The following is a 21,323-nucleotide window of genomic DNA, read 5'->3' on the forward strand; positions in this document are numbered from 1 at the left end:
GCGCGGCGGAAAACGGCCGCGTTGTCGATGGCGGGGTCCACTCCCACAAGGAGGGACTCCGCCATTCTTTTTCCTGGACTTGGTTCAAGCGCTGCTCCCGTTGTGCAACCCGGGAAGTTCTCCAGGTCTCCCCCGGGGGCGCCGATGGTGCCTCCGCTCGACGAAACCATCCGAGGATTCAGGGGAGACAGAAAACAATGGCCGCAGCAGCGCTTTCGATCGTTCCCACGTTCCTCGCGCCGGAGCGTGGCTTCCCCGCGCCCGTCGCCGACTGGTGCGCCGTCCTGGCCGAGCCGACGATCGTGGTCGCCGACGACGACCCGGACGTACGCGACCTGGTCACCCAGAAGCTGGTCGCGGCCGGCTACCGCGTGATCGCGGCCGACAACGGGGCCTCGGCGCTGCGCCTGGTCGTCACCGAGCAGCCCGACATGGTCATCCTGGACGTCTCGATGCCCGGCCTCGACGGCCTCAGCGTCTGCTACGAGCTGCACTCGTCGGCCGACACCGCCCAGATCCCCGTGCTGATGATGAGCGGCCACTCCCGCCAGGTCGACATCGACCTCGGCCGCACCGTCGGCGCCGACGACTACCTGGTCAAGCCGTTCAACCCGGCCGAGCTGGTGCGTCGCGTCCGCTGGCTCCTGCTGGCCGACGACTGAGCCCCGTCAGAAAGGCCTCCAGAGCTTCCCGGTACGGGGTGAGGGTCGTCAGATCGACGTACTCGTGCGCCCCGTGCTGCCCGTCCCCGCCCGGCCCGAAGATCACCGCGTCCACGCCGACCGCCGAGTAGTGCCGGCCGTCGGCGGCGCCGTGCTTGGCCAGCAGTTTCCCGTCATATCCGACTTGTCGGGCCGCGTGCTGTAGAGCTACGACGTCCGGGTTGGCGGGATCGGCGTGGTGCGGCGCGCCGAGCGCCTGGATCTCCGCGGCAGCCCCGGTGACATTCGTCAGGTGGGCCGCGACCTGCTCGGCCGTACGCCCCGCGAAGTCGCCGTCCCCGGCCGGGAACCGGATGTCGACCCAGGCGCTCGCCTCGTCCGGGACCTGGTTGACGGCCCGGTTCGGCGTGCCCAGCCGGGCCACGTTGGCCGTCGTGCGCCACACCTCATGCTCGGGCACCGGATATCTCTGCAACAGCCGGGTCACCGCCTCTACCACGCTGACCAGGGCATTCTCCCCGAGCCAGGGGTACGCCGCGTGGGCCGCGCGCCCGTTCGCGGTGAGCTTCACGTGGGCCAGCCCCCGCGACTCGTTCACGACCCGCAGCCGGCTCTGCTCCCCGACGATGACAAACCCGGCCCGTACGCCCTGGGCGATCTGATGGGCGGTCCCGTCGAGCCCGCCGACCTCCTCGTCGGTGACGAGCTGGAGGGCGATCGGGATGTTCTCGCCGTCGAGCCCCGGCGCCATCTCCCGGAACACCCCGGCCATGACGAGCGCGGCGACCTTCATGTCCTGAGCCCCGCGCCCATAGAGCCTCGTGCCCTCGACCCGCGGCACGAACTGCTCCGGCGCTCCCGGCACGACATCGAGGTGCGCGTTCAGAACGACCCGGAACGCCTCGGCCCCACGCGGGTGAACCAGCGCGCTCGGCTTCCCACCCGACTCGAACCGCCGCACCTCGAACCCCGGCCCGACCGTCTCAAGCACCAGGTCAAGCGCCCTGCGCAGCTCAGCGGGCCGATCGGCCGTCGACGGAACCGCGATCAGCTCACACGCCAGCTCGACAAGGCGATCCACGGTTATGACCCCCTGGTCAGACGGTTACGTCCCCCTAGTCAACCCGCCCGCCCGGGGAGGCCCCGACCCTACCGCTTCTCGTTGATCTCCGACCCGCGCCTCCGCGGTCCGTAACCACGCCACGGCCACACGTAACGGCCGGCCGCGACGATCTCGCCCGCCGCGAGCGGGTCGACGTGCGACCGCGAGGGCGTGTCGGGGGACACAGTCGATTCGGCGGCCCGCATCTTGAACGCGAAATCTCGTTGCACGAACGCACGGTTCTTCGTGCGCGAAAATGCGGTGCCGTGGTTCACAGTTGACTTCCTTGTAAATCGATGACGTAGTTCCACAGGCAATTCTCTCCGTTCAGAACAGTCATTCAGAGCACAATGGAATGCCGGCCTCCGCCATATAACTGTCAGTTACAACCACTGCGGAGCGTGACTCCGGCTCTTGGGCTCTCCGGCTCTCGGGTCCTCGGGTCCTCGCGCTGTCGGACCCTCGGGCGGTCGGGCTGTCGGGTTCTCGCGCTCTCGCGCTCAGGCCTGGGGCGAGCCGGTTGGGGGTGTTGCGAGCGGCGCCGGAAGGCCGGGCGGTGCGAGCTCAAGCCCGGGGCGAGCAGCGTCGGGCCGTTGTGGGCAACGCCGGTGTCGGTGAGCGGTGGGCACCGGAGGCCGATGGAGTGGCCTCAGGCTTTGTAGTCGCTGCCGAACAGGTGGCGGCCCGGGTGGTCGCGGAAGAGCAGGCAGTGGTTGTCGTCCTGTTGTTCGGCTGTGCGCACCGCGGCGCAGTTGGCGATCGCGTTGATCTCGGAGGCGCACAGGGTCCACTGCACCCACCAGCCGATGCCGGCCGCGTGCTGGCCCAGTCCGGCGTGCGAGCCGGGGTGCGGATGTTCGAGTTCGCAGTGCAGCACCCGGTCGAGCCCGTGCGCCGGGCGGGGCAGCCGGCTGAGCCAGCCCACCTGTTGATGGTCGAGCTCGACCCGCGCCGGGCACCGGTGGGCGTCGATCACGGCCAGGCTGGTCACGAAGTTGCCCGCGCCCTTGCGCGACGAGATCAGGCCTTCGGTGCGCAGCACGCGCAGCGCCGACTGGACCGTCGTGCGGGCGACGCGGTGTTCCCCGGCGAGCGTGTGCTCGCTGGGGAGTTTGGCGCCGACCGCGAGGCTGCCGGTGAAGATGCGGTGGCGGAGCTCCGCGGCGATCTGCTGATAGGGAGACAGGGTCATTGTGTCGGGGGACATGCGAGCACTCTGCGTGACCGCCGCGACGGGAACAAGTGCGCAGCCGCGTGGATCATCCAGGCAGGCGCGGAACGCTCGCGAGCAACTTCCGGGTGTACGGGTGTGAGGGCGCACCCAGCACTGATGCGGTGTCGCCCTGCTCGACGAGCCGCCCGCGTTCGAGCACCGCGGTCTGCTGGCACAGCGAGGCCACCACGCCGAGGTCGTGCGACACGAGCAGAATCGTGAGGTTGCGTTCTACGTTGAGTGATGACAGCAGGTCGACGATCCGCACCCGGGTGGTCAGGTCGAGCGCGCTCACCGGTTCGTCGGCGAGCAGCAGCCGGGGGTGGCAGACGACCGCGCGGGCGATCGCGATGCGCTGCCGCTGCCCGCCGGAGAACTCGTGCGGATAGCGGCTCGCCGCGTCGGCCGGCAGCCCGACCGCGTCCAGCGCGTCGGCGATCCGGGCCGGGTCCGCGCCCAGCCCGAGCCCGCGCAGCGGCTCCGCGACGATCCGTCCGACGGTGTGGCGGGGGTCGAGCGACGAGTACGGGTCCTGGAACACCGCCTGCGCCGCCCGCCGATAGTCGCGCAGCCGTCCCCGGGTCAGCGGCTGCCCGTCGAACTTGACGACCCCGCTGGTCGGCCGGGCCAGCCCGAGCAGCAGTCGCAGCAGGGTCGTCTTGCCGGCCCCGCTCTCGCCGACCAGCGCCACGTTCCGTCCGGGCTCGACGGCCAGCGACACGTCCTCGAGCACCGGCTTGCCGCCGCGATAGGCGAACCCCACGTGATCAGCTTCCAGAAGAGTCACCCTCGGCTCCTCCCAGCGCGGCATCGAATCGGCGGGCACTTTCCACCAAGGTCTGCGTGTACGGGTCCGAGGGCCGGGCGATCAGGTCGATGATCGGCCCCGACTCGACGATCCGTCCCATCCGCATCACGTGGGCTCCGCGGGCGACCTTGGCCACCACCGGCAGATCGTGCGTGATGAACAGCAACGCCGTGCCGTGCGTGTCGACGAGCCGGTCGAGCAGGTCGAGGATCTCCGCCTGCACGGTGACGTCGAGCGCCGTCGTCGGCTCGTCGGCGATCAGCAACCGCGGCCGGCAGGCCAGCGCCATCGCGATCGCCACCCGTTGCCGCTGCCCGCCCGAGAGCTGATGCGGGTACGCCTTCCCGATGCGCTCGGTGTCGGTGAGCCGCACCTCCTCGAGCGCGACCCGCACCGCCGTACGCAGGGCCTCGCCTTTCAGCCCTTGGAACCGGCGCAGTGGCCCGGCGATCTGCCGCCCGGCCGTCATCAGCGGATCGAGCGCCGTCAGCGGCTCCTGGAAGACCACCGACGCGACCCGTCCGCGGACCCCGGTGCGGCGGCGCTCCGGCGCCCCGATCATGTCGACGCCGTCGAGCCGGACCGACCCCGTGGCCGTCAGTCCGGGCGGCAACAGCCCGACGGAGGCCAGCGCCGACAGCGACTTGCCCGACCCGGACTCACCGATCAGGCCGGTGCGGTCGCCCGGCGCGACGGCGAACGACACGTCCGAGACCAGCGCGGCCCCGCTGCTGTTGCGGATGCTGAGGCCCTCGACGGTGAGCAGGCTCATCGTGACCTCCGGCGGGTCGGATCGGCCAGGTCGCGCAGCCCGTCGGCGGTCAGGTTCACGCCGATGACCAGCGCGACCAGCGCGATGCCGGGCGCGAGGGCCGCGAGCGGTGAGGTGAGCACGGTCGCCTGCGCCTCGAAGAGCAACCGCCCCCACGATGCGTTCGGGGGCGGGGTGCCCAGGCCCAGGTAGGACAGGCTCGCTTCGGCCAGTACGGCGAGCCCGGCCTGCAGGGCCAGGTTGACCAGCACGACCGGGGCGATGTTGGGCAGCACGTGGGTGCCGACGATGCGCGGCCAGGAGACTCCGGCGACGCGGGCGGCGGTGATGTAGTCGCGGGCCAGCACCTGCTTGACCAGCACCCGGGTCAGCCGGGCGACGACGGCGGCCATGCCCAGTCCGATCGCGAGGATCGCGGTGCCGAGCGAGGCGCCGGCGCCGGCCACGATCAGGATCGCAAGCAGCAGCGTGGGGAAGGCGATCAGGATGTCGAGGGCGACCGCGGCCGCGTCGTCGAGCCACCTGGTCGCGAAACCGGCGAGCAAACCACCGGTCACCCCGAGCACCCCGCCGACCGCGACCGCGCCGAGCCCGGTGGCGAAGGCGATCCGGCCGCCGATCAGCAGTTGAGTGAACAGGTCGCGGCCCAGCTTGTCGGTGCCGAGCAGGTGGCCGCCGCCGGGCGGGGCGAGCCGTCCACCGGACGTGTCGTCGGGCTTGAACGGCAGCCAGAAGAACGAGACGATGACCGCCGCCGCGAGGATCCCGACGAGGGTCAGCCCGATCATGAGATGAAGCGACCGGCGGCGGCTCACGACGCGCCCCGGTGCGGCCGGGCGGCGGCTCACGACGCTCCTCGTTGCAGCAGGCGCGGGTCGACGAGCCGCTGCGCGATGTCGCCGAGGAAGCCGACGAGCAGCACCGTGGCCGTGCTGACCAGCATCACGCCCTGCACGACCGGGTAGTCGTGCTGGCTGATCCCGCGAACCAGCAGACTGCCGAGGCCGGGCAGGGCGAAGACGCTCTCGACGACGACCGCGCCGAGGAAGGTGGTGGCGAGCTCGACGGCCAGCACGGCGATGACCGGAACCGACGCGTTGCGCAGGCCGTGCCGCCACATCGCGCCGGCCGGGGATTCGCCGAGCGCGCGGGCCGTACGCAGGAAGTCGGCTCCTATCACCTCGAGCGTGGCCGCCCGCACATAGCGGATCAGCGACGCCGACATGACCAGGGCCACGGTGATCACCGGCAGCACGAGGGCCTCGATCGCCTGGCCGGGCGACGACCAGCCGTCGGGCGGGAAGCCACCGGCCGGCAGCACCTGCAGGCGCAGGGCGAAGACGGTGATGAGCAGCAGGCCCAGCCAGAAGGCGGGCACGGCGATCCCGAGCTGGGCGACCGCGTTGATGATCGGCCCGTACCAGCGGTCGGCCCGGATCGCGGCGAGCGCACCGACCGGCACCGCGATCAAGATTGCCAGGACAAAAGCCGAGAGAGTGACCGGTACGGTGACTGGCAGCCGGGCGACGATCTCGGGGCCGACCGGCAGCGTGTTGATCAGCGACCGGCCCAGGTCGAGGGTGAACGCGTCGCGCAGCCAGTTCAGGAACTGGACCGGCAGGGAGACGTCCGTGCCCAGTTCCCGCCGGGCGGCCTCGATCTGCTCGGGCGTGGCTCCCACCGGGAGCAGAGCGTTGACCGGGTCACCCGGCAGGAGCCGGAGCAGCAGGAACAGCACCACCGCGGCGAGGACGAGCGACACCAGCAGGATCGCCGTCCGTCGCAGCAGATAGCGCAGCATCAGTTCAGTTCTTGACGATGTCGTACGCGTAGAACTGGGCGTTGAGACCGTTGACCGGGTAGCCGGACAGCTTCGACGACGCCACCACGATCTGCGGGTAGAGGTAGAGCCAGTCGCTGGCCGCCTCCTCCGCGATGGTCTTGTTGGCCTTCTTGAGCAGAGCGGTCTGCTCGTCGGTCGTCTTGGCCTGCTCGGCCTGGTCGATCTCCTTGGTCACCTGCGGGTTGCTGTAACCCCAGTAGAAGTCGGGGTTGCCGTACCAGACGACGTCACGGTCGTTGACGTGCTCCTGCAGCGTCGCCTGGAAGTCCCGCTTCTGGTAGACCTTCGAGTACCACTCGTCGGGCGTGATCGTGTGGATGTTGACCGTGATCCCGACCTTGGCGAGCTCCGACTTGATGAAGGTCGCCGCGGTGGGGTGCGGGTCGTAGTTCGGCGTGTCCAGCGTGAAGCTGAAGCCGTTGGGCAGGCCGGCTGCGGCCAGCTTCTGCTTGGCGACCGCCGGGTCGTAGGCGTTGACCGAGGTGAGGTCCTCGTACCACGGGTCGCTGGGCGGAACCATCGAGCCGATCGGGGTGCCGTAGTCGCCCCAGATCGAGTTCAGCAGCTTCTTGTCGTCGATCGCCGAGCTGATCGCCTGGCGCACCTCGACCTTGTTGAAGGGCGCGACCTTGTCGTTGAAGGCCAGCAGCAGCTTGGTCGTCGACTTGCCGTTGTTGACCTTGTACGACTTGTTGCTGTCGAACTGCGCCAGTGCGTCGGGGCTCTGCTCGCTCGTGACGACGTCCACCGCGTTCGTGAGCAGCGCGTTGTTCAGCGCAGTCGCGTCCGTGTAGTAGTGGAAGACCACCCCGGCGTTCTTGGCCGGCGTGCCCCAGTACCCGTCGAACTTGGTCAGCGACAGCGTCGAGCCGCGCTTCCAGTCGCCGAGCTTGTAGGGCCCGGTGCCGTCCTCGGTGGTGGTGAGGTCCTTGGCCTGCGAGTTCACGACCCAGACGTAGCTGAGGTTGTAGACGAACGAGATCGAACGCTGCTTGAGCTGCACGACCACGGTCGCGTCGTCCGGCGTGGTGATCGTCTTGACGACCTCGAGGTTGCTCTTGCGGGCCGACTTCGAGTTCTCGGCGGTCACCCGCTCGATGCTCGCCTTGACGTCGGCCGAGGTCAGCGCCTTGCCGGAGTGGAACTTGACGCCCGGCTTGAGGGTGAACGTGTAGGTGAGGCCGTCGTCGCTGACCTTCTGGCTCTGGGCGAGCAGCGGCTCGACGGCACCGGCGTCGGTGAGCTTGAACAGCCCCTCGTAGACGTTGCCGTTCAGCGCCTCGGTGACGCCCTGGCCGCCGCCGGCCGTGTTGTCCAGGTTCTGCGGCTCGTAGACCGAGCCCACCTGAATGGTGGCGGCACCGCTGTTCGCCGAGGTCGCGCCCTTGTCACCCCCGCCCCCACCGCAGGCAGCGAGCACCCCGGCCAGGCCGAGAGCTGCTACTGCCGTCAGGATGCGTTTCACGATGTAAGTCTCCATCTCAAATGGTGAAGCCGTCGCGGAAGACGGGAAGCTTCTCGCCCGCCTCGACCGGCACCTTGATGCGGTTCTGGGGCGGCGGTACGGGGCAGTTGTAGTGGGAGGAGAAGCCGCACGGCGGGACGAAGGCCTGGTTGAAGTCGAGCACCACCCGGTCGGTTCCCGGCTGGCGGTAGACGAACAGGAAACGTCCGGAGCCGTAGGTTTCCTTCCCGTTGGTCGGGTCGCCGAAGACCAGCAGCAGGGTGCCGTCGTCGTCGAAGGCGTTCAACGTGTAGTTCTGTCCGTCCAGGGTGAGGTGCAGATCACCGGGTACGGGCAGGTCACGGGAGCGGCCTTCGTCGCGCAGGTGCTCGAACGGCACGCGCCGCTCAGGGTCGTCCGCGTCGGTCCAACGGGCCTCGAGGACCCAGGCGGGGTCGTACGGGTACAGGTCCACGCCCTCGAAATGCCGGAGCGCCTCCGAGTCCGAGTCCCACAGCCGTACGCCGTCCTGCCTGAGCCCCGTGACCAGGTCGACCCGGGACAGCGTCGTTGCGGTGACCGTCGGCGGCTGTCCGACCAGGGCCGCCTCGGGGTCGTCGGCGCCCCACCGCGTCTCGACCAGCGCGAGGTTGCCCTGAGCCCAGGTGACCTTGCGCCGCCGGGCCTCGCGCCAGGAGTCGTAGTCGTTCGCCGTCATGTGTCCAGCCTTAGTTGATCTTGGGGGTGGCTGGACCCAACCCTACAACTTCAGTAGGGTTTGACGCATAGTTGCTCTGGTCACAGTTGGTCACGCAGGCTTTACGCCGGAGGCAACGAGTGCTGAGGGTCACGCCCGGCGAGCGACGGCGGTGTCTCCCGGGAGCCGAGCGGGGGCTGCGCGCCGCGGCCGTCGAGCAGCGGCGTAGCGCGGTCCCACCGAGGTCCGGCCGCGTCCTTGCGGCGGCGAGCCAGGCCGGAGAGCGCCTCCAGCACGACCCGGTTGCCGAGCATAGCGGTGATCTCCGCGTGATCGAACGGCGGTGACACTTCGACGATGTCCATGCCGACCACGGGCAGCTCGTGACAGATGCGCGAGACGCTGTCGAGAAGCTGGCGCGCGGTGAACCCGCCCGGCTCGGGCGTGCCGGTGCCGGGGGCGTGGCCGGGGTCGCAGACGTCGATGTCGACCGAGAGGAAGACGCCGTCGCAGTCGTCCAGGGCGATCGCGAACGCCTCGTCGAGCACGGCGTCAAGCCCGCGGGCGACAATCTCGCTCATGTGGAACGACTTCATCTGCTGGTCGGCCATCCAGTCGAGCACGTCCGGCCCGGGCCAGTAGCCGCGCAGGCCGAGCTGCAGGAACCGGTCGCCGCGGACCGCCCCCGACTCGATCAGCCGGCGCATCGGCTGGCCGTGCCCGTAGAGCGAGCCGAACTCGATGTTCCCGGTGTCGGCGTGCGCGTCGAAGTGGATGACCGAGACCCGCCCGGCGCCGTGATGCCGGGCCACCCCGGTCACGTCGGGCCACGTCACGGTGTGGTCGCCGCCCAGAATGACCGGAATCGCGCCGTTCTCTGTGACGAACGCGACGGCGTCCTCGATCGTGTCGACGCTGCGCTGGATCTCGCCGCTGAAAACCTCGAGATCGCCGGCGTCCTTGACGGTCAGATCGCCGCTCAGCGCATCGACCCGCATCGCCATGTGCGGCCGCGAACCGTCGTGCGGCAGATAGTCCGTACCCCTGATGACCTGCGGTCCGAAGCGCGCACCGGGCCGGTGGGAGGTGCCGCCGTCGAACGGGGCGCCCAGGATCACAACGTCGGCGTCGGCGTACGTCTCCGGGTCCTGCCAGTCGCACGCGGGCACGCCGAGAAACGTGTAGTCAGGGCCGTACATCGGTCCATATCGGGTCACGATCACGGACTGTACGGCGTTTCTCGTCGCTGATCGAGGGGTACCGCGAACCGGAGATTCGAGCGGAGGTCGGTACACATGCGGACGCTGGGCGGGCGCTATCAGCTCGTGCGACGGATCGGCGTCGGCGGCATGTCGGAGGTGTGGCGAGGCCACGACCGCGTGCTCGACCGGCCGGTAGCCGTCAAGATCATGTGCCCGGCCGTCGAGGGCACGCTGGGCGAGGTGGCGGGCGTCGATCTCGTACGCGCCGAGGCCCGATCGGCGGCCCGGCTGGCCCACCCGAACGTGGCCGGCGTCCACGACTTCGGCACGTCGCACCCCGACCCCGCCGGCCGCGAGCAGCCGTACATCGTGATGGAACTCGTCGAGGGCCAGACCCTGGGCGCGCACCTGGCGGCCGGTCCGATCGACTGGCGCATCGGCGTGCGCATCTGCGCCGAGGTCGCCGCCGCGCTGGCCGCCGCCCACGCCGAGCACGTGGTGCACCGCGACATCAAGCCGGCCAACGTGATGCTCACCCCGTCGGGCGCCAAGGTGCTCGACTTCGGCATCGCCGCCTCGGCCGGAGTTCCCGACGACCCGTCGATGCCGGTCATGGGCACCCCCGCCTACGTGGCCCCGGAGCTGTTCGAGGGCCACCCGTCCACTCCCGCCAGCGACATGTTCGCCCTGGGCACCCTGCTCCACCAGTGCCTGAGCGGCCGGCTGCCGTGGCGCGCCGACTCGCCCACCGAACTGGTGCACGCCCAGCGCTATCTCGACCCCGATCCGCTGCCCGAACTCGACAACCTGCCGCCCGAGGTGGAGGACCTCGTGTCCCGCTGCCTCAACCGCGACCCCCTCGAACGCCCCACCGCCCTGGTCGCCGCCCTGCTGCTGGCCGAGTCGGTCGACGCCCGCGTCTACGTGCCCATCCAGGACCTCCAGCCCACGATCTCGCCCTGGGACCAGCACGCCGCCGAGGAGCCCACCTCGGCCTCGATGCAGCCCGCCGGCCGCCACCGCGCCGACTAGGGGCTGTTTCGGAATGGGCCTCGTCCGCGGCCCGGCGCCATTCCAAAACAGCCCCCAGGGCCCATCTGGTTCACGCGGGGATGCGGCGGGCCCAGGCGGCGCCCGACGGCCGCCGGCTGACTGACGCTCACTCATAGGCGATCGCTCTCAGCACGTCGACGCGGGCGGCGCGCAGGGCCGGCAGGATCGCGGCGATGACGCCGATCACCGCGCCCAGCACGAGATAGGCGCCCAGGTAGGGCCAGGGCAGCGCCAGCTTCTGAATGCCCTCGGACCGCAGCGTGGCGACGACGGCCGCACCCAGGCCGACGCCGACGGCCGTGCCCAGCGCCGTGCCGAAGACCGAGATCACGACCGCTTCCACGGTGATCATGTGGATGGTCTGGCCGCGGTCGAGCCCGGCCACGCGGACCAGCCCGAACTCCCTGGTGCGCTCCATGATCGACATGGCCAGCGTGTTGATGATGCCGAGGATCGCGATCACCAGGATCAGGCCGAGCAGGATCTGCAGGAACAGCATGACGGTACGGAAGACCCCGGTCAGGATGCCGACGAAGCCCGTCCGGTCGGTGACGGTGATCTCGGGGCTGTCGGTCAGCAGAGCGTCGATTCCCGCCCGTACGTCCCGCTTCGACGCGCCGGGCGCGAGCCGCACCATGCCGAATGTCGGCTGACGACTCGCCATGTCCGCTATCGAGGCCCTGGGCAGGACCCAGCCGCTGGAGAAGTCACTGGTGTAGGTGCCGATCACCGTCAGGGTCCGGCGCTGCCCGCTGGAGAAGGTGACGGTCAGCGCGGAGCCGACGGTCGCGCCCTGGGCGGTGGCGGTGGCGACGTCCACGACGACCTCGCCGGGGCCGAGCGGCCCGAGGGACCCGGCCACGCGATCCACCTTCACCGAGGTCAGCAGGGCCGCGTCGTCGTCCCAGGCCGCCACCCCGACCCGGCGGTCCCCGATTTGGACGACGTCGGTGTATTGGCCGCTGACCCCGGCCACCCCAGACAGCTCCCGCGCGCGACCGAGCACGGCCGGGTCGAAGGTTGGCGGACGCTCGGTGCTCGCCACCCCGGTGATGATCAGGTCGGTGCGGAAGTAGTCGCCCGCCTGTTCGTCGAAGCTCGCGGTGGCCGACGTGAGCACCACATTCACGCCCGTCACCAGCGCGATGCCCACCATCAGCGCCGATGCGGTGGCCGCGGTGCGCCGCGGATTCCGTCCCGCGTTGAGCCGGCCCAGCCGTCCTGGTACCGACCGGGCGAAAGGACGCCCGAGTAGCCTCGTCGCCGGACGGGCGACCGCCGGGGTGAGCAGCGCGAACCCGACGAAGCTGACCAGGACGCCGCCCAGCACGGCGGCCAGTGAGGGGTCTTCCGTCCCACCGGCGAACCCCACGATGATCACCGCGGCTCCGGCCGCGGCGACCACTGCCCCGGCCACCGTCAGCCGAAGGAGTGACCGGTCGGGTGTGGCCGCCTCCCGCAGCGCGGCCATCGGCGGGACCCGCGACGCCCTCAACGCCGGTGCGAGGGCGGCCAGCAGGGTCACCAGGACGCCGACAACCAGCGACGTGACCACCGCGGCCGGGGGCACCGTCAGTATCAGGTCGAGGCCGCCCGCCCCGATGCTGTCGGCCAGGCCCGCGAGCAACGCTCCGACTCCCACCCCGAGCCCGAGGCCCAGCACAGATGCGATCGCCCCGGTCAGCGCGGCCTCGAGCAGCACTGAGCCGACCACCTGCCGTCGCCGGGCGCCCAACGCCCGCAGAAGAGCCAGCTCGCGGGTCCGCTGGGCGATCAGGATGGAGAAGGTGTTGAGGACGAGGAAGACCCCCGCGAAGAGTGTCATTCCCCCGACACCGAGCAGGATCTGGTTGACCAGCGCCAGGTCCTCCTTCGCGGCGGCGGCCTGCGCAGCCCGGACCTCGTAGCCCGTCTCGATCAGGTAGTCGTCGCCCAGCGCGATGCTCAGCCTGCCGCGCAGTTCGTCCGGACGGACACCCGCGTCGACTCGTATGTCGATCGCCGAATGGACATCGGACCGGCTGAGCATGAGATCGGCCGCCTCCGAGGGGTGGAACGCGATCTCGTGTGTTCCGCCGAGGCTGTCTCGGCCCCCTGTGTAGCCGATGATCCCGACGATCGTGAACACCCGTTTCGGCCGCTGGGTCAGCACACCGACGCGATCGCCCACCCGCACACCCGCGGCGTCGGCCAGCGCCGCGCTGATCGCGATCTCGCCGGGGGACGCCGGCCCGTGCCCGGCCCGCAGCCGGATCGGGCCGTGCTCACCGGTCCAGCTGTTTCCGAGACGCGCCCGGCCCAGCGGCGCTGGCACCGTCTTGCCGTCATGGCCGATCAGTCGGGCGCCGTCCTCGCTGACCACCCCGGTCGCCGTCGCCACGCCGGCGACCGCTGCGGTGCGCGCCACCAGGGCGTCTGGCACCGGCCTGGTCGCCGCCTCGTCACCAACGCCCGGGAGTTGGCGCGCCGTCACACGGACGTCGAAATCCTCACCCACCCCCGTGTAGAGGGCGTCGAAGGCGCGACCGAGCGTGCCGGTCAGCACGAACGCGGCCGACACGAACATCACGCCGATCACCACCGCCGAGCCGGACAGGACGAGCCGCAGCTTCCGGGCGCGCAGGCCGGCCAGCGTCGCGCGGATCATCGGGCCGCCTCGGTGTCGAGCCGCTTCATGGTGTCGAGCACCTTGTCGGCGCTGGGACCGGCCAGCTCGTCGACCACGCCACCGTCGGCGAGGAACACGACCCGATCCGCGTAGGACGCCGCGACGGGATCGTGGGTGACCATCACGATGGTCTGGCCGTGGTCGTGGACCGACGCGCGCAGGAACCCGAGCACCTCGGCGCCGGACCGCGAATCGAGATTGCCGGTCGGCTCGTCGGCGAAGACCACCTCGGGCCGGGCGATCAGCGCCCGCGCACAGGCGACGCGCTGCTGCTGACCGCCGGAGAGTTGAGCGGGCCGGTGCCGCAGCCGGTCGCCCAGGCCCACAGTGTCGACGACCGTGCGGAACCATTCCGGGTCGGGGCGGCGGCCCGCGATGTCGAGCGGCAGCCGGATGTTCTCCTCCGCGGTCAGCACAGGCAGCAGGTTGAACTGCTGGAAGACGAAGCCCACCCGCTCGCGGCGCAGGCGGGTGAGAGCGCGGTCGCCGAGTCCGGTCACTCTGGTGGCCCCGAGGTGGATCTCGCCGCGCGTCACCGTGTCGAGGCCGGCGAGGCAGTGCATCAGCGTCGACTTGCCCGACCCGGACGGACCCATCACCGCGGTAAAACCGCCCGCGGCGAACTCCACGTCGACCTCGCGCAGCGCCGTCACTTCGGCGACGCCGTCGCCGAAGACCTTCCACACCCCGACGGCCCGGGCCGCCACATCTCGCGTCATGCGAGGAAGCAAACCGGTTGTCGGCGCCGGGGACAGTCGAGCGGGATAGACCTTTCGAGGTATAGCCAGCACTACTGTCGGCCCTCCAGGCGGCCGGTACGTTGTCGGGCATGCCGGTCCGCACCGCGCTCGACGCGCTCACTCTGCGGCCGGCCGGGTTCCTGCGCAGCTCGTGGCCCTGGCGGTCGGCGCTCTACCTGGCCGGCAGCCTGTTGCTGGCCCTGCCCTCGATCGGCGTCACCGTGCTCATGATGTTGACCGGGTCGAAGGTGCCGGTCTTCGCCGCGGCCATCCCGGCCGCGCTCGCGGCGGGCGTCTGCGGCCCGCTGATCGCCCGGTTCGAGAGGTGGCGCCTGTGGCTGGTCGACACCCAGCGGCTTGATCCACCTCCCCGGCGTGGCCTGCGCGGCCATCTGCGGGAGCAGGTCACCTGGTGGGAGATCTGCTATGCGTTGTTCTCCGCCGCGGTGCTGTGCTGGATGGACGTCGTCGTGGTGTTCTGCATGACCTGGTTCCCGGTGACCTTCCTGCTCACCGCCGTCCTCGAGCCGGCCTACGGCACCGCCGAGACGCTGCTGACCATGGCGGCCGGAGCGGCGCTGCTGGCGGCGGCGCCCTATCCGATCACGGCGTGGGCGGGTGCCCGCGCGGCGATGACCAGGGTGATCCTCGGTCCGCACGACAGCGAGCGGCTGGTCGAGGTCACCCGGTCACGGGCCCGCCTGGTCGACGCGCACGAGGTGGAGCGCCGGCGCATCGAGCGCGACCTGCACGACGGCGCCCAACAGCGGCTGGCTGCGTTGAACCTGCAGCTCGGCCTGGCCCGCCACGACCTGCCGGAGGGCTCGACCCTGGAGGCACCGTTGCGCAAGGCCCACGACCTGGCCAAGGAGGCTCTGCAGGAGCTGCGCGAGCTGATCCAGGGCATTCACCCGAAGGTGCTGACCGACCGAGGGCTGGCGGCGGCGGTGGCCGATGTCGCCGGGCGCTCGCCGGTGCCGGTCGACGTCGGCATCGACCTGCCCGGCCGGCTGCCCGAGCCGATCGAGCTCGCCGCCTACTACGTCGTGGTCGAGGCGCTGAACAATGTGGCCAAGCACAGCGCGGCTGAGCGGGCCGCCGTCACGACGACGGTGGCCGGTGACCGGATCATCCTCCGGGTGAAGGACGACGGGGTCGGCGGCGCCGACCCGGCCGGCGGCACCGGCCTGATCGGCCTGGCCGACCGGGTTGCCGCGGTCGAGGGGACGATGGCGCTGTTCAGCCCGGTGGGCGGTCCGACGGTGCTGCAGGTCGAGTTCGAGGGAGCGCCCGTCCGTGCGCGCTGAGGCTGGAACACACCCTACCGGCGGCCACACGAGGGGCCGGCGCGTGCTGCGGGTTGTCGTGGCCGAGGACGCGCTGCTCACACGGGAGGGGATCGTCGGGCTGATCACGCGGTTCGGTCATGAGGTCGTCGCCGCGGTCGGGGACGCCGACGAGCTGATCGCCGCGGTGGGGCTTCACCGGCCCGACATCGTCGTCACGGACGTGCGGATGCCGCCCTCCTTCTCCGACGAAGGGCTTCAGGCCGCTATCCGGCTCCGGCGCTCGGACCCCGGGCTGCCGGTGCTGGTGGTCAGCCAATACGTACAACAGACCTACGCGAGCGAGTTGCTCGACTCGGCGGAACCGGGGTCCGCGGGCATCGGCTATCTGCTGAAGGACCGCATCGGGGACGTCGCCGAGTTCGTCGACGCGCTCGAACGGGTGGGGGACGGGCACACCGTGGTGGACCCCGAGGTCGTCCGGCAACTGCTCAGACGACGACGCGGGCCACTCACCCGGCTCACCCCGCGAGAGCTGGAAGTGCTTGCCCTGATGGCGGAGGGCCGGTCCAACACGGCGATCGCCCGCAGCATGAGGGTCACCGAAGCGGGGGTCGCCAAACACATCGGCAGCCTGCTCACCAAGCTGGACGTCTGGCCCGACGAGGACGACCACCGCCGGGTCCGCGCCGTCCTGGCCTTCCTGAACGGGAGCGGCTGACATGCGCCGAACCTCAGCCCCCGCGCGGCACCACGACCAGTGGCAGGCCCGCACGGCGTACGAGCCGGGTCGAGACGCCGCCGAGCAGCACGCGGCGCGCCGGCCCGTAGCCGCGCGAGCCGCAATAGAGCACGTCGACCTCGGTCAGGTCGGCCAGCGCGCCGACCACGTCGCCCGCGATCACCTGCCACTCGGTCTGCACGCCCGGCACCGACTCGGCCGCCCGGTGCAGCGACAGCTCGTAGGTCTCCCGGGCCGTCTCGAGGAACGCGCGCTCGGCGTCGTCGCCGACCAGGAACGGCAGGGTCGCGTCCCCCTCGGCGACCACCGTGTAGAGCCGCAGTGTGTCGCCGGTGCGGCGGGCCATCGCGGCGGCGACGTTCAGGGCGGCCCGGCCGTCGGGCGTGTCCACATAGGCGACGCCGATGCGGCGGCGTTCGCCGGGCGGGGCGGGCAGTCCGGCCGGCGCGATGGCGACCGGGCACGCGCTGCCGGCGAGCAACCGCTCGGCCGTGCTTCCCGCGAGCAGCCGTTCCTTGGTCGCGTGCCGTCCCGAGCCGATGACCAGCATCGCCGCGCCGGTCGACTCGGCGAGATCGTGCAGCCCGTGCGCGGCCGACGACGAGCCCACCATCCGATAGTCGACCTCACCGCGTACGCCCTGAAGCTCCTCGCGGGCGTTGTCGAGCACCCGCCGCGCGGCGCGATGCCGGTCGGCCACCCACTCGGCGTCGACCCGGCCCGATCCGAGCGCGGCCGGCGCCGGATGCACGACGGCCACCACCAGCGGCGCCTCCAGCGTCTCGGCGAACCAGCGGCCCAGCGTCAGCGCGTCCCCGGCGCCCGTGCCCCCGTCGACGCCGACGATCACCGGCCCGGTCACGAGGGATCACCTTCGTCCGGTCTGCGCGGGTCCGACTCGCGTGCCCAGCCCGGCGTCGACGTCTGCTCCTGACGCAGGCGCGAGTTGCGGTATCCGTACAGCCAATAGATGACGATGCCGATCGCGAGCCAGACGATGAACCGAACCCAGGTGTCCCACGGCAGGTCCTTCATCAGATAGATGGCGAAGGCGATGCCCAGCAGCGGCAGCACCGGCGACCACGGCACCCGGTAGGGGCGCGGCATCTCGGGCCGGGTGCGCCGCAGAATGATCACGCCGACGTTGACCAGCACGAAGGCGAACAGCGTGCCGATGTTGACCAGCTTGACGATCTCGCTCAGCGGCACCAGAGCGGCCAGAATCGCGATCAGCACGCCGAGCACGATCGTCAACCGGGCCGGGGTGCCGTACCGCTGGTTGACCGTGGCCAGCCGCTGGGGCAGCAGACCGTCGCGGCACATCGCGAAGAAGATGCGGGTCTGGCCGTACATGATGACCAGCACCACGCTGGTGATCGCGACGACCGCGCCCAGCGACAGCACCGCCGCCGCCCAGCTGATCCCGGCACCCTCGTCGAGCGCGGCCGCCAGCGGGGCGTCGCTGCCCGACATCTGCTCGGGCGAGGCGATGCCGATCGCGCCGACCGCCGTCAGCACGTAGAAGATCGTGCAGATGAGCAGCGACCCGATGATCGCCAGCGGCAGGTCGCGGGCCGGCTGTTTCGCCTCCTCGCTGCCGGTCGACACCGCGTCGAAGCCGATATAGGCGAAGAAGATGATGGCCGCCGCCGACGTCACCCCGTCCACGCCGGTCGGGGTGAAGTTCTGGAAGTTGCCGGTGCCGAAGTTCGCGAAGGCGACCACGATGAAGAACAGCAGGACGATCAGCTTGACGGCGACCATGACCAGGTTGACCCGGGCACTCTCGGTCACACCGCGCACCAGCAGCAGCGTGATCGCCAGGACCACGAACACTGCGGGCAGGTTGAAGACGCCGCCGTCCTCCGGCGATTTGGCGATCGCGTCGGGCAGGGCCGCACCGAACGCCGAGTCGAGGAACGCGTTGAGGTTGCCGCCCCAGCCGACCGCGATCGCGGCCACCGACACCCCGTACTCCAGGATCAGGTCCCACCCGATGATCCAGGCGACCACCTCGCCCATCGTGGCGTACGTGTAGGTGTAGGCGCTGCCGGCCACCGGGATCGAGGAGGCCAGCTCGGCGTAGGACAACGCCGAGAAAGCGCAGGCCACCGCGGCCAGTACGAACGACAGGATCACCGCGGGCCCGGCGATGCCGGCCCCCTCACCGATCACCACGAAGATGCCGGTGCCGATGATCGCGCCGACGCCCATCGCCGTCAGATGCGTCGCACCGACCGCCTTCTTGAGGCCGTGCCCCTCCTCGGCTGTCTCGGTGATGAGCGACCTGACGTCGCGCACCGCGAAGATGCCCGGCCGTCCCGAAGTCGTGGCCATGTCACCCCTCCCGTCATCGGTTGGCGCCTATGTGACTTTGGGCATAGGTCCCGGCCAGGCGCAACCGCTGAGCGAGATCGGGCAGGTCGGACTTGTGCTTTCGGTGCCCGCACCCGCTGTCCGCCGGGGCACCGGAAACAGGCGGCAGCCTGCGAGGCAGGGGAAACGCGGGGTACGGTGGCGACGGGCGGGACCCGAGGTGGCGGTGGGTCCGAAACGACAGGGGTTCAGGGGTGGGCGAGGCGGTGATGACCACGCGACGCCAGGCCGACGGCGTGATCGTCGTCGACGTGCGCGGCAGCCTCGACGCGGCCACCGTGGGCGTGCTCCGCGAAACCCTTCTCGGTACGGTGCAGCGTGAACGCCCGATGACGCTGATCGTCGACCTGACGTACGTCACCTTCATGGACTCGCAGGGCATCGGCACTCTCGTCACCGGCTACAACACGGCCCGCGAGGTCGGCACGAAGTTCGTGCTCCGCAACCCCAGCGAATTCGTCCACCGGCAACTGCGGATCACCGGCCTGTCCGAGATGTTCGGGCTCCCGCCGGCCTCGTCGCCGAGCCAGACTTACACCCCCTGAACCACCTGCCCTAGAAGCCGCGCGAAGGCACCGATCCGCCGTTAAGGTGCCTTTCATGGAGCGGGCGGCAGTAGCGGGCATCGACCACCCCGCCCGCCTGCGACGCGAACCTGACTGGTGGACCCTGCCCGCCGCGGCCGGCACCTGGTGGACTCTCGACCTGCCGGTGAAAGCACTGCGAACCGACCTGACCGCGCGCGTCTGGTCACCCGCCGACCCGACCGACCACGTGCTGGTCGCCCACGACGGCCCCGACTACGACAAGCACGCCGACCTCGGTCGCTTCGTGGCCGCCTCGATCACCGGGGGCCGCATCGAACCGTGCCACCTGGTTTTGCTGCCGGCGGGTGACCGCAACGACTGGTACGCGGCCCTCCCGGCGTACGCCCGGGGTCTGGGCCTGGAAATTCTGCCGAGGCTGACCGACCGTCTCTCGTCGGGGCGACCGGTGGCGGCCATCGGCGCGTCGCTCGGCGCGCTCGCGCTGCTGCACTGCCAGCGCGCCTACCCCGAGCTGCTCGGCGGGCTGTTCCTGCAGTCGGGCAGCTTCTTCCAGCCCCGCTTCGACAAGCAGGAATCGAAGTTCGCCCGCTACCTGGCCATCGTCCGCTGGACCGGCCGGGTGCTGCGCGGCACCGACGGCCCGGACGCCGGCCACCCCGTGCCGACGACGATGACCTGCGGAAGGCTCGAGGAGAACCTCGCGAACAACCGGAGCATGGCCGAGGCGCTGCGTGCCCAGGGCTACCCGGTGAGCTTCGCTCAGATCGAGGGCGGCCACGACTGGCCGGCGTGGCGCGACGCTCTCGACCCCCATCTGACATCCCTGCTCAGGAGGCTCAACCCCTAGCCATCCAACCGCACCGCCCGCCACCCCTAAGCGGACTGAAGACTGGAGATTCCTGTGGCCGACGTCGAGCACACCATCGGACTTTTGCTAGGAACGGAAGACGACTGGCCGCGCGCTTTCGAGGCCCTGATGCGCAGGCTGGGAATCATCGGCGGCCCCGACGGAAAATCGCACCGCGTCTCCTCGGAACGCGTCACCATCGAACCTTTCAACCTGCGCGACCGCCCCCGTCATGACCTGGTCATCGACCGGCTCGCCTACTGGTATTACCACCCCCGCGAGTGGCTCAAGAAAATCGCGCTGATGGACGACGTCTACCTGCTCAACAGCCCGTTCACCTTCCAGTCGATGGAGAAACACGCGGCCTACTGCGCGATGATCCGGCTGGGCCTCAAGGTCCCCGAAACGGTCCTGGTGCCCTACAAGAACCCCTTGGACAACAGCCGGTACGCCTACACGGCCGCGCGTTACAACCAGGCGTTCGACCTCGACGCGACAGCGGCGCAGGTGGGCTATCCGATGTATATGAAGCCGTACGACGGCGGCGCGTGGGTCGGCGTCTCGAAGATCCGCAACCCGGACGAACTGCACGCGGCGTACGACGCCTCGGGCGAGCGGCTGATGCACCTGCAGGCGTCAGTCGAGGGATATGACGTGTTCGCCCGCTCGCTGACCATCGGCCCCGAGACAATGGTCATGAAGTTCCGCCCGGAACAGCCGATGCACGCCCGTTACGAGGTCGACCACGGCTTCCTCGGGGCGGAGGCGGGCGACGAAGTGGTGACGATCTCGAGACTGGTGAACGCGTTCTTCCGCTGGGAGTTCAATTCCTGCGAGTCGCTGGTGCGCGGCAACGACGTGCACCCGATCGACTACGCCAACGCCTGCCCCGACGTGGCGATCACGTCGCTGCACTATTACTTCCCGTGGGCCATGTCGGCTTTGCTGCGGTGGTCCGTGTTCTGCGTCGTGACCGGGCGTAAACCGAGGCTCGACACCGACACATCGGCCTATTTCGCCATCGCCGATGACCCTTCGTTGTCCTATGAGGAGAAGCTCGCCGCATATCGGAAGCTGGCCGACGACTACTTCGAGGCCGACCGGTACGCCGAATTCTGCGAGAGGTATCTGGGGAACATCGACGAGATCGTCTACCAGTGGGTGACTTCGGACGAGTTCCAATCGTTGTTGCGCGAGACCGTGAGGGCCACCTATCCGGTGCATGAGCACGAGAAGTTCCAAGCCCACTTCGGTGGCCTGATCGATGCCTGGGTGAGTGACAACGCCCGGGGGTAGGCAGCCGGTCCTCAAGGCTTGTCA

Annotated in this window: 21 protein-coding genes; 7 read left to right on the top strand and 14 right to left on the bottom strand. The window is 70.2% G+C overall.

Going from position 1 to position 21,323, the window contains the following annotated elements:
* Positions 1 to 197 precede the first annotated feature (197 nt).
* Positions 198 to 662, top strand: coding sequence for a response regulator transcription factor (locus EER30_RS28570; RefSeq protein WP_127503708.1), 465 nt, complete (start codon positions 198 to 200; stop codon positions 660 to 662).
* Here the strand turns inward: EER30_RS28570 and EER30_RS28575 are convergent.
* From EER30_RS28575 to speB, 10 genes are all read right to left on the bottom strand, one after another.
* Positions 607 to 1,743 carry a M20 family metallopeptidase gene (locus tag EER30_RS28575; RefSeq protein WP_205650458.1) on the bottom strand — a complete coding sequence of 379 codons (1,137 nt, stop codon included), beginning with the start codon at positions 1,741 to 1,743 and terminating at the stop codon, positions 607 to 609. The two genes, EER30_RS28570 and EER30_RS28575, sit on opposite strands and share 56 nt — an antisense overlap.
* Before the next feature lie 68 nt (positions 1,744 to 1,811).
* Entirely contained in the window at positions 1,812 to 1,994 is a 183-nt protein-coding gene (locus EER30_RS28580; RefSeq protein WP_127503710.1) for a hypothetical protein, read from the bottom strand.
* A 419-nt stretch (positions 1,995 to 2,413) separates the two neighbouring features.
* Positions 2,414 to 2,971 carry a winged helix-turn-helix domain-containing protein gene (locus tag EER30_RS28585; RefSeq protein ID WP_127503711.1) on the bottom strand — a complete coding sequence of 186 codons (558 nt, stop codon included), beginning with the start codon at positions 2,969 to 2,971 and terminating at the stop codon, positions 2,414 to 2,416.
* A 52-nt stretch (positions 2,972 to 3,023) separates the two neighbouring features.
* Positions 3,024 to 3,764, bottom strand: a complete 741-nt coding sequence (locus EER30_RS28590; RefSeq protein ID WP_240670356.1) for an ABC transporter ATP-binding protein — start codon at positions 3,762 to 3,764, stop codon at positions 3,024 to 3,026.
* Positions 3,745 to 4,557, bottom strand: a complete 813-nt coding sequence (locus tag EER30_RS28595) for an ATP-binding cassette domain-containing protein (protein WP_127503712.1) — start codon at positions 4,555 to 4,557, stop codon at positions 3,745 to 3,747. Before EER30_RS28595 ends, EER30_RS28590 begins: the two co-directional genes overlap by 20 nt.
* Positions 4,554 to 5,345: an ABC transporter permease gene (locus tag EER30_RS28600; protein ID WP_127503713.1), complete on the bottom strand. Its 792-nt coding sequence runs from the start codon at positions 5,343 to 5,345 to the stop codon at positions 4,554 to 4,556. The genes EER30_RS28595 and EER30_RS28600 overlap by 4 nt, the downstream gene beginning before the upstream one ends.
* A gap of 56 nt (positions 5,346 to 5,401) precedes the next feature.
* A complete protein-coding gene (locus tag EER30_RS28605; protein ID WP_127503714.1) occupies positions 5,402 to 6,358 on the bottom strand; it encodes an ABC transporter permease in 957 nt (318 codons plus the stop codon).
* Between the two features lie 4 nt (positions 6,359 to 6,362).
* Positions 6,363 to 7,865, bottom strand: a complete 1,503-nt coding sequence (locus EER30_RS28610; RefSeq protein WP_205650459.1) for an ABC transporter substrate-binding protein — start codon at positions 7,863 to 7,865, stop codon at positions 6,363 to 6,365.
* Positions 7,866 to 7,881: 16 nt separating this feature from the next.
* On the bottom strand, positions 7,882 to 8,562 hold the full coding sequence (locus EER30_RS28615) for a DUF1684 domain-containing protein (protein ID WP_127503716.1): 681 nt from the start codon (positions 8,560 to 8,562) through the stop codon (positions 7,882 to 7,884).
* A 101-nt stretch (positions 8,563 to 8,663) separates the two neighbouring features.
* A complete protein-coding gene (gene speB, locus EER30_RS28620; RefSeq protein ID WP_240670357.1) occupies positions 8,664 to 9,758 on the bottom strand; it encodes an agmatinase in 1,095 nt (364 codons plus the stop codon).
* A gap of 78 nt (positions 9,759 to 9,836) precedes the next feature.
* On the opposite strand from speB, the gene EER30_RS28625 reads away from it, so the two are divergent.
* A complete protein-coding gene (locus tag EER30_RS28625) occupies positions 9,837 to 10,775 on the top strand; it encodes a serine/threonine-protein kinase (protein WP_127503717.1) in 939 nt (312 codons plus the stop codon).
* A 127-nt stretch (positions 10,776 to 10,902) separates the two neighbouring features.
* Here EER30_RS28625 and EER30_RS28630 read toward each other — a convergent pair whose 3' ends face one another.
* Positions 10,903 to 13,443 (bottom strand): ABC transporter permease, encoded by a 2,541-nt coding sequence (locus EER30_RS28630; RefSeq protein WP_127503718.1) that lies wholly within the window; start codon positions 13,441 to 13,443, stop codon positions 10,903 to 10,905.
* A complete protein-coding gene (locus tag EER30_RS28635) occupies positions 13,440 to 14,183 on the bottom strand; it encodes an ABC transporter ATP-binding protein (protein ID WP_127503719.1) in 744 nt (247 codons plus the stop codon). Before EER30_RS28635 ends, EER30_RS28630 begins: the two co-directional genes overlap by 4 nt.
* A gap of 110 nt (positions 14,184 to 14,293) precedes the next feature.
* Between EER30_RS28635 and EER30_RS28640 the strand changes: the two genes are divergently transcribed.
* Together EER30_RS28640 and EER30_RS28645 are read left to right on the top strand one after the other, a co-directional pair.
* Entirely contained in the window at positions 14,294 to 15,511 is a 1,218-nt protein-coding gene (locus tag EER30_RS28640) for a sensor histidine kinase (protein ID WP_127503720.1), read from the top strand.
* Between the two features lie 43 nt (positions 15,512 to 15,554).
* A complete protein-coding gene (locus EER30_RS28645) occupies positions 15,555 to 16,211 on the top strand; it encodes a response regulator transcription factor (protein ID WP_205650460.1) in 657 nt (218 codons plus the stop codon).
* A gap of 13 nt (positions 16,212 to 16,224) precedes the next feature.
* Here the strand turns inward: EER30_RS28645 and EER30_RS28650 are convergent, their stop codons facing one another.
* Positions 16,225 to 17,094: a universal stress protein gene (locus tag EER30_RS28650; RefSeq protein ID WP_127503721.1), complete on the bottom strand. Its 870-nt coding sequence runs from the start codon at positions 17,092 to 17,094 to the stop codon at positions 16,225 to 16,227.
* Positions 17,091 to 18,569 (bottom strand): amino acid permease, encoded by a 1,479-nt coding sequence (locus EER30_RS28655; RefSeq protein WP_127503722.1) that lies wholly within the window; start codon positions 18,567 to 18,569, stop codon positions 17,091 to 17,093. The genes EER30_RS28650 and EER30_RS28655 overlap by 4 nt, the downstream gene beginning before the upstream one ends.
* 248 nt (positions 18,570 to 18,817) lie before the next feature.
* On the opposite strand from EER30_RS28655, the gene EER30_RS28660 reads away from it, so the two are divergent.
* The 3 genes from EER30_RS28660 to EER30_RS28670 all read left to right on the top strand — a co-directional run bounded on the left by EER30_RS28660 (position 18,818) and on the right by EER30_RS28670 (position 21,299).
* Positions 18,818 to 19,153, top strand: coding sequence for an STAS domain-containing protein (locus EER30_RS28660; RefSeq protein ID WP_240670358.1), 336 nt, complete (start codon positions 18,818 to 18,820; stop codon positions 19,151 to 19,153).
* Positions 19,154 to 19,208: 55 nt separating this feature from the next.
* Positions 19,209 to 20,003, top strand: a complete 795-nt coding sequence (locus tag EER30_RS28665) for an alpha/beta hydrolase (protein ID WP_127503724.1) — start codon at positions 19,209 to 19,211, stop codon at positions 20,001 to 20,003.
* Positions 20,004 to 20,132: 129 nt separating this feature from the next.
* Positions 20,133 to 21,299 (top strand): ATP-grasp domain-containing protein, encoded by a 1,167-nt coding sequence (locus EER30_RS28670; protein WP_240670359.1) that lies wholly within the window; start codon positions 20,133 to 20,135, stop codon positions 21,297 to 21,299.
* The last annotated feature ends 24 nt before the right edge of the window (positions 21,300 to 21,323 follow it).

Source organism: Actinoplanes solisilvae, assembly GCF_003999975.1.
Classification (GTDB): domain Bacteria; phylum Actinomycetota; class Actinomycetes; order Mycobacteriales; family Micromonosporaceae; genus Actinoplanes; species Actinoplanes solisilvae.

Bases quoted from the DNA above. Each gene is read 5' to 3' on its own strand.
- EER30_RS28570 (WP_127503708.1), top strand. From the start codon at position 198: ATGGCCGCAGCAGCGCTTTCGATCGTTCCCACGTTCCTCGCGCCGGAG.
- EER30_RS28585 (WP_127503711.1), bottom strand. From the start codon at position 2,971: ATGTCCCCCGACACAATGACCCTGTCTCCCTATCAGCAGATCGCCGCG.
- EER30_RS28595 (WP_127503712.1), bottom strand. From the start codon at position 4,557: ATGAGCCTGCTCACCGTCGAGGGCCTCAGCATCCGCAACAGCAGCGGG.
- EER30_RS28600 (WP_127503713.1), bottom strand. From the start codon at position 5,345: ATGATCGGGCTGACCCTCGTCGGGATCCTCGCGGCGGCGGTCATCGTC.
- EER30_RS28605 (WP_127503714.1), bottom strand. From the start codon at position 6,358: ATGCTGCGCTATCTGCTGCGACGGACGGCGATCCTGCTGGTGTCGCTC.
- EER30_RS28615 (WP_127503716.1), bottom strand. From the start codon at position 8,562: ATGACGGCGAACGACTACGACTCCTGGCGCGAGGCCCGGCGGCGCAAG.
- EER30_RS28625 (WP_127503717.1), top strand. From the start codon at position 9,837: ATGCGGACGCTGGGCGGGCGCTATCAGCTCGTGCGACGGATCGGCGTC.
- EER30_RS28630 (WP_127503718.1), bottom strand. From the start codon at position 13,443: ATGATCCGCGCGACGCTGGCCGGCCTGCGCGCCCGGAAGCTGCGGCTC.
- EER30_RS28635 (WP_127503719.1), bottom strand. From the start codon at position 14,183: ATGACGCGAGATGTGGCGGCCCGGGCCGTCGGGGTGTGGAAGGTCTTC.
- EER30_RS28640 (WP_127503720.1), top strand. From the start codon at position 14,294: ATGCCGGTCCGCACCGCGCTCGACGCGCTCACTCTGCGGCCGGCCGGG.
- EER30_RS28655 (WP_127503722.1), bottom strand. From the start codon at position 18,569: ATGGCCACGACTTCGGGACGGCCGGGCATCTTCGCGGTGCGCGACGTC.
- EER30_RS28660 (WP_240670358.1), top strand. From the start codon at position 18,818: ATGACCACGCGACGCCAGGCCGACGGCGTGATCGTCGTCGACGTGCGC.
- EER30_RS28665 (WP_127503724.1), top strand. From the start codon at position 19,209: ATGGAGCGGGCGGCAGTAGCGGGCATCGACCACCCCGCCCGCCTGCGA.
- EER30_RS28670 (WP_240670359.1), top strand. From the start codon at position 20,133: ATGCGCAGGCTGGGAATCATCGGCGGCCCCGACGGAAAATCGCACCGC.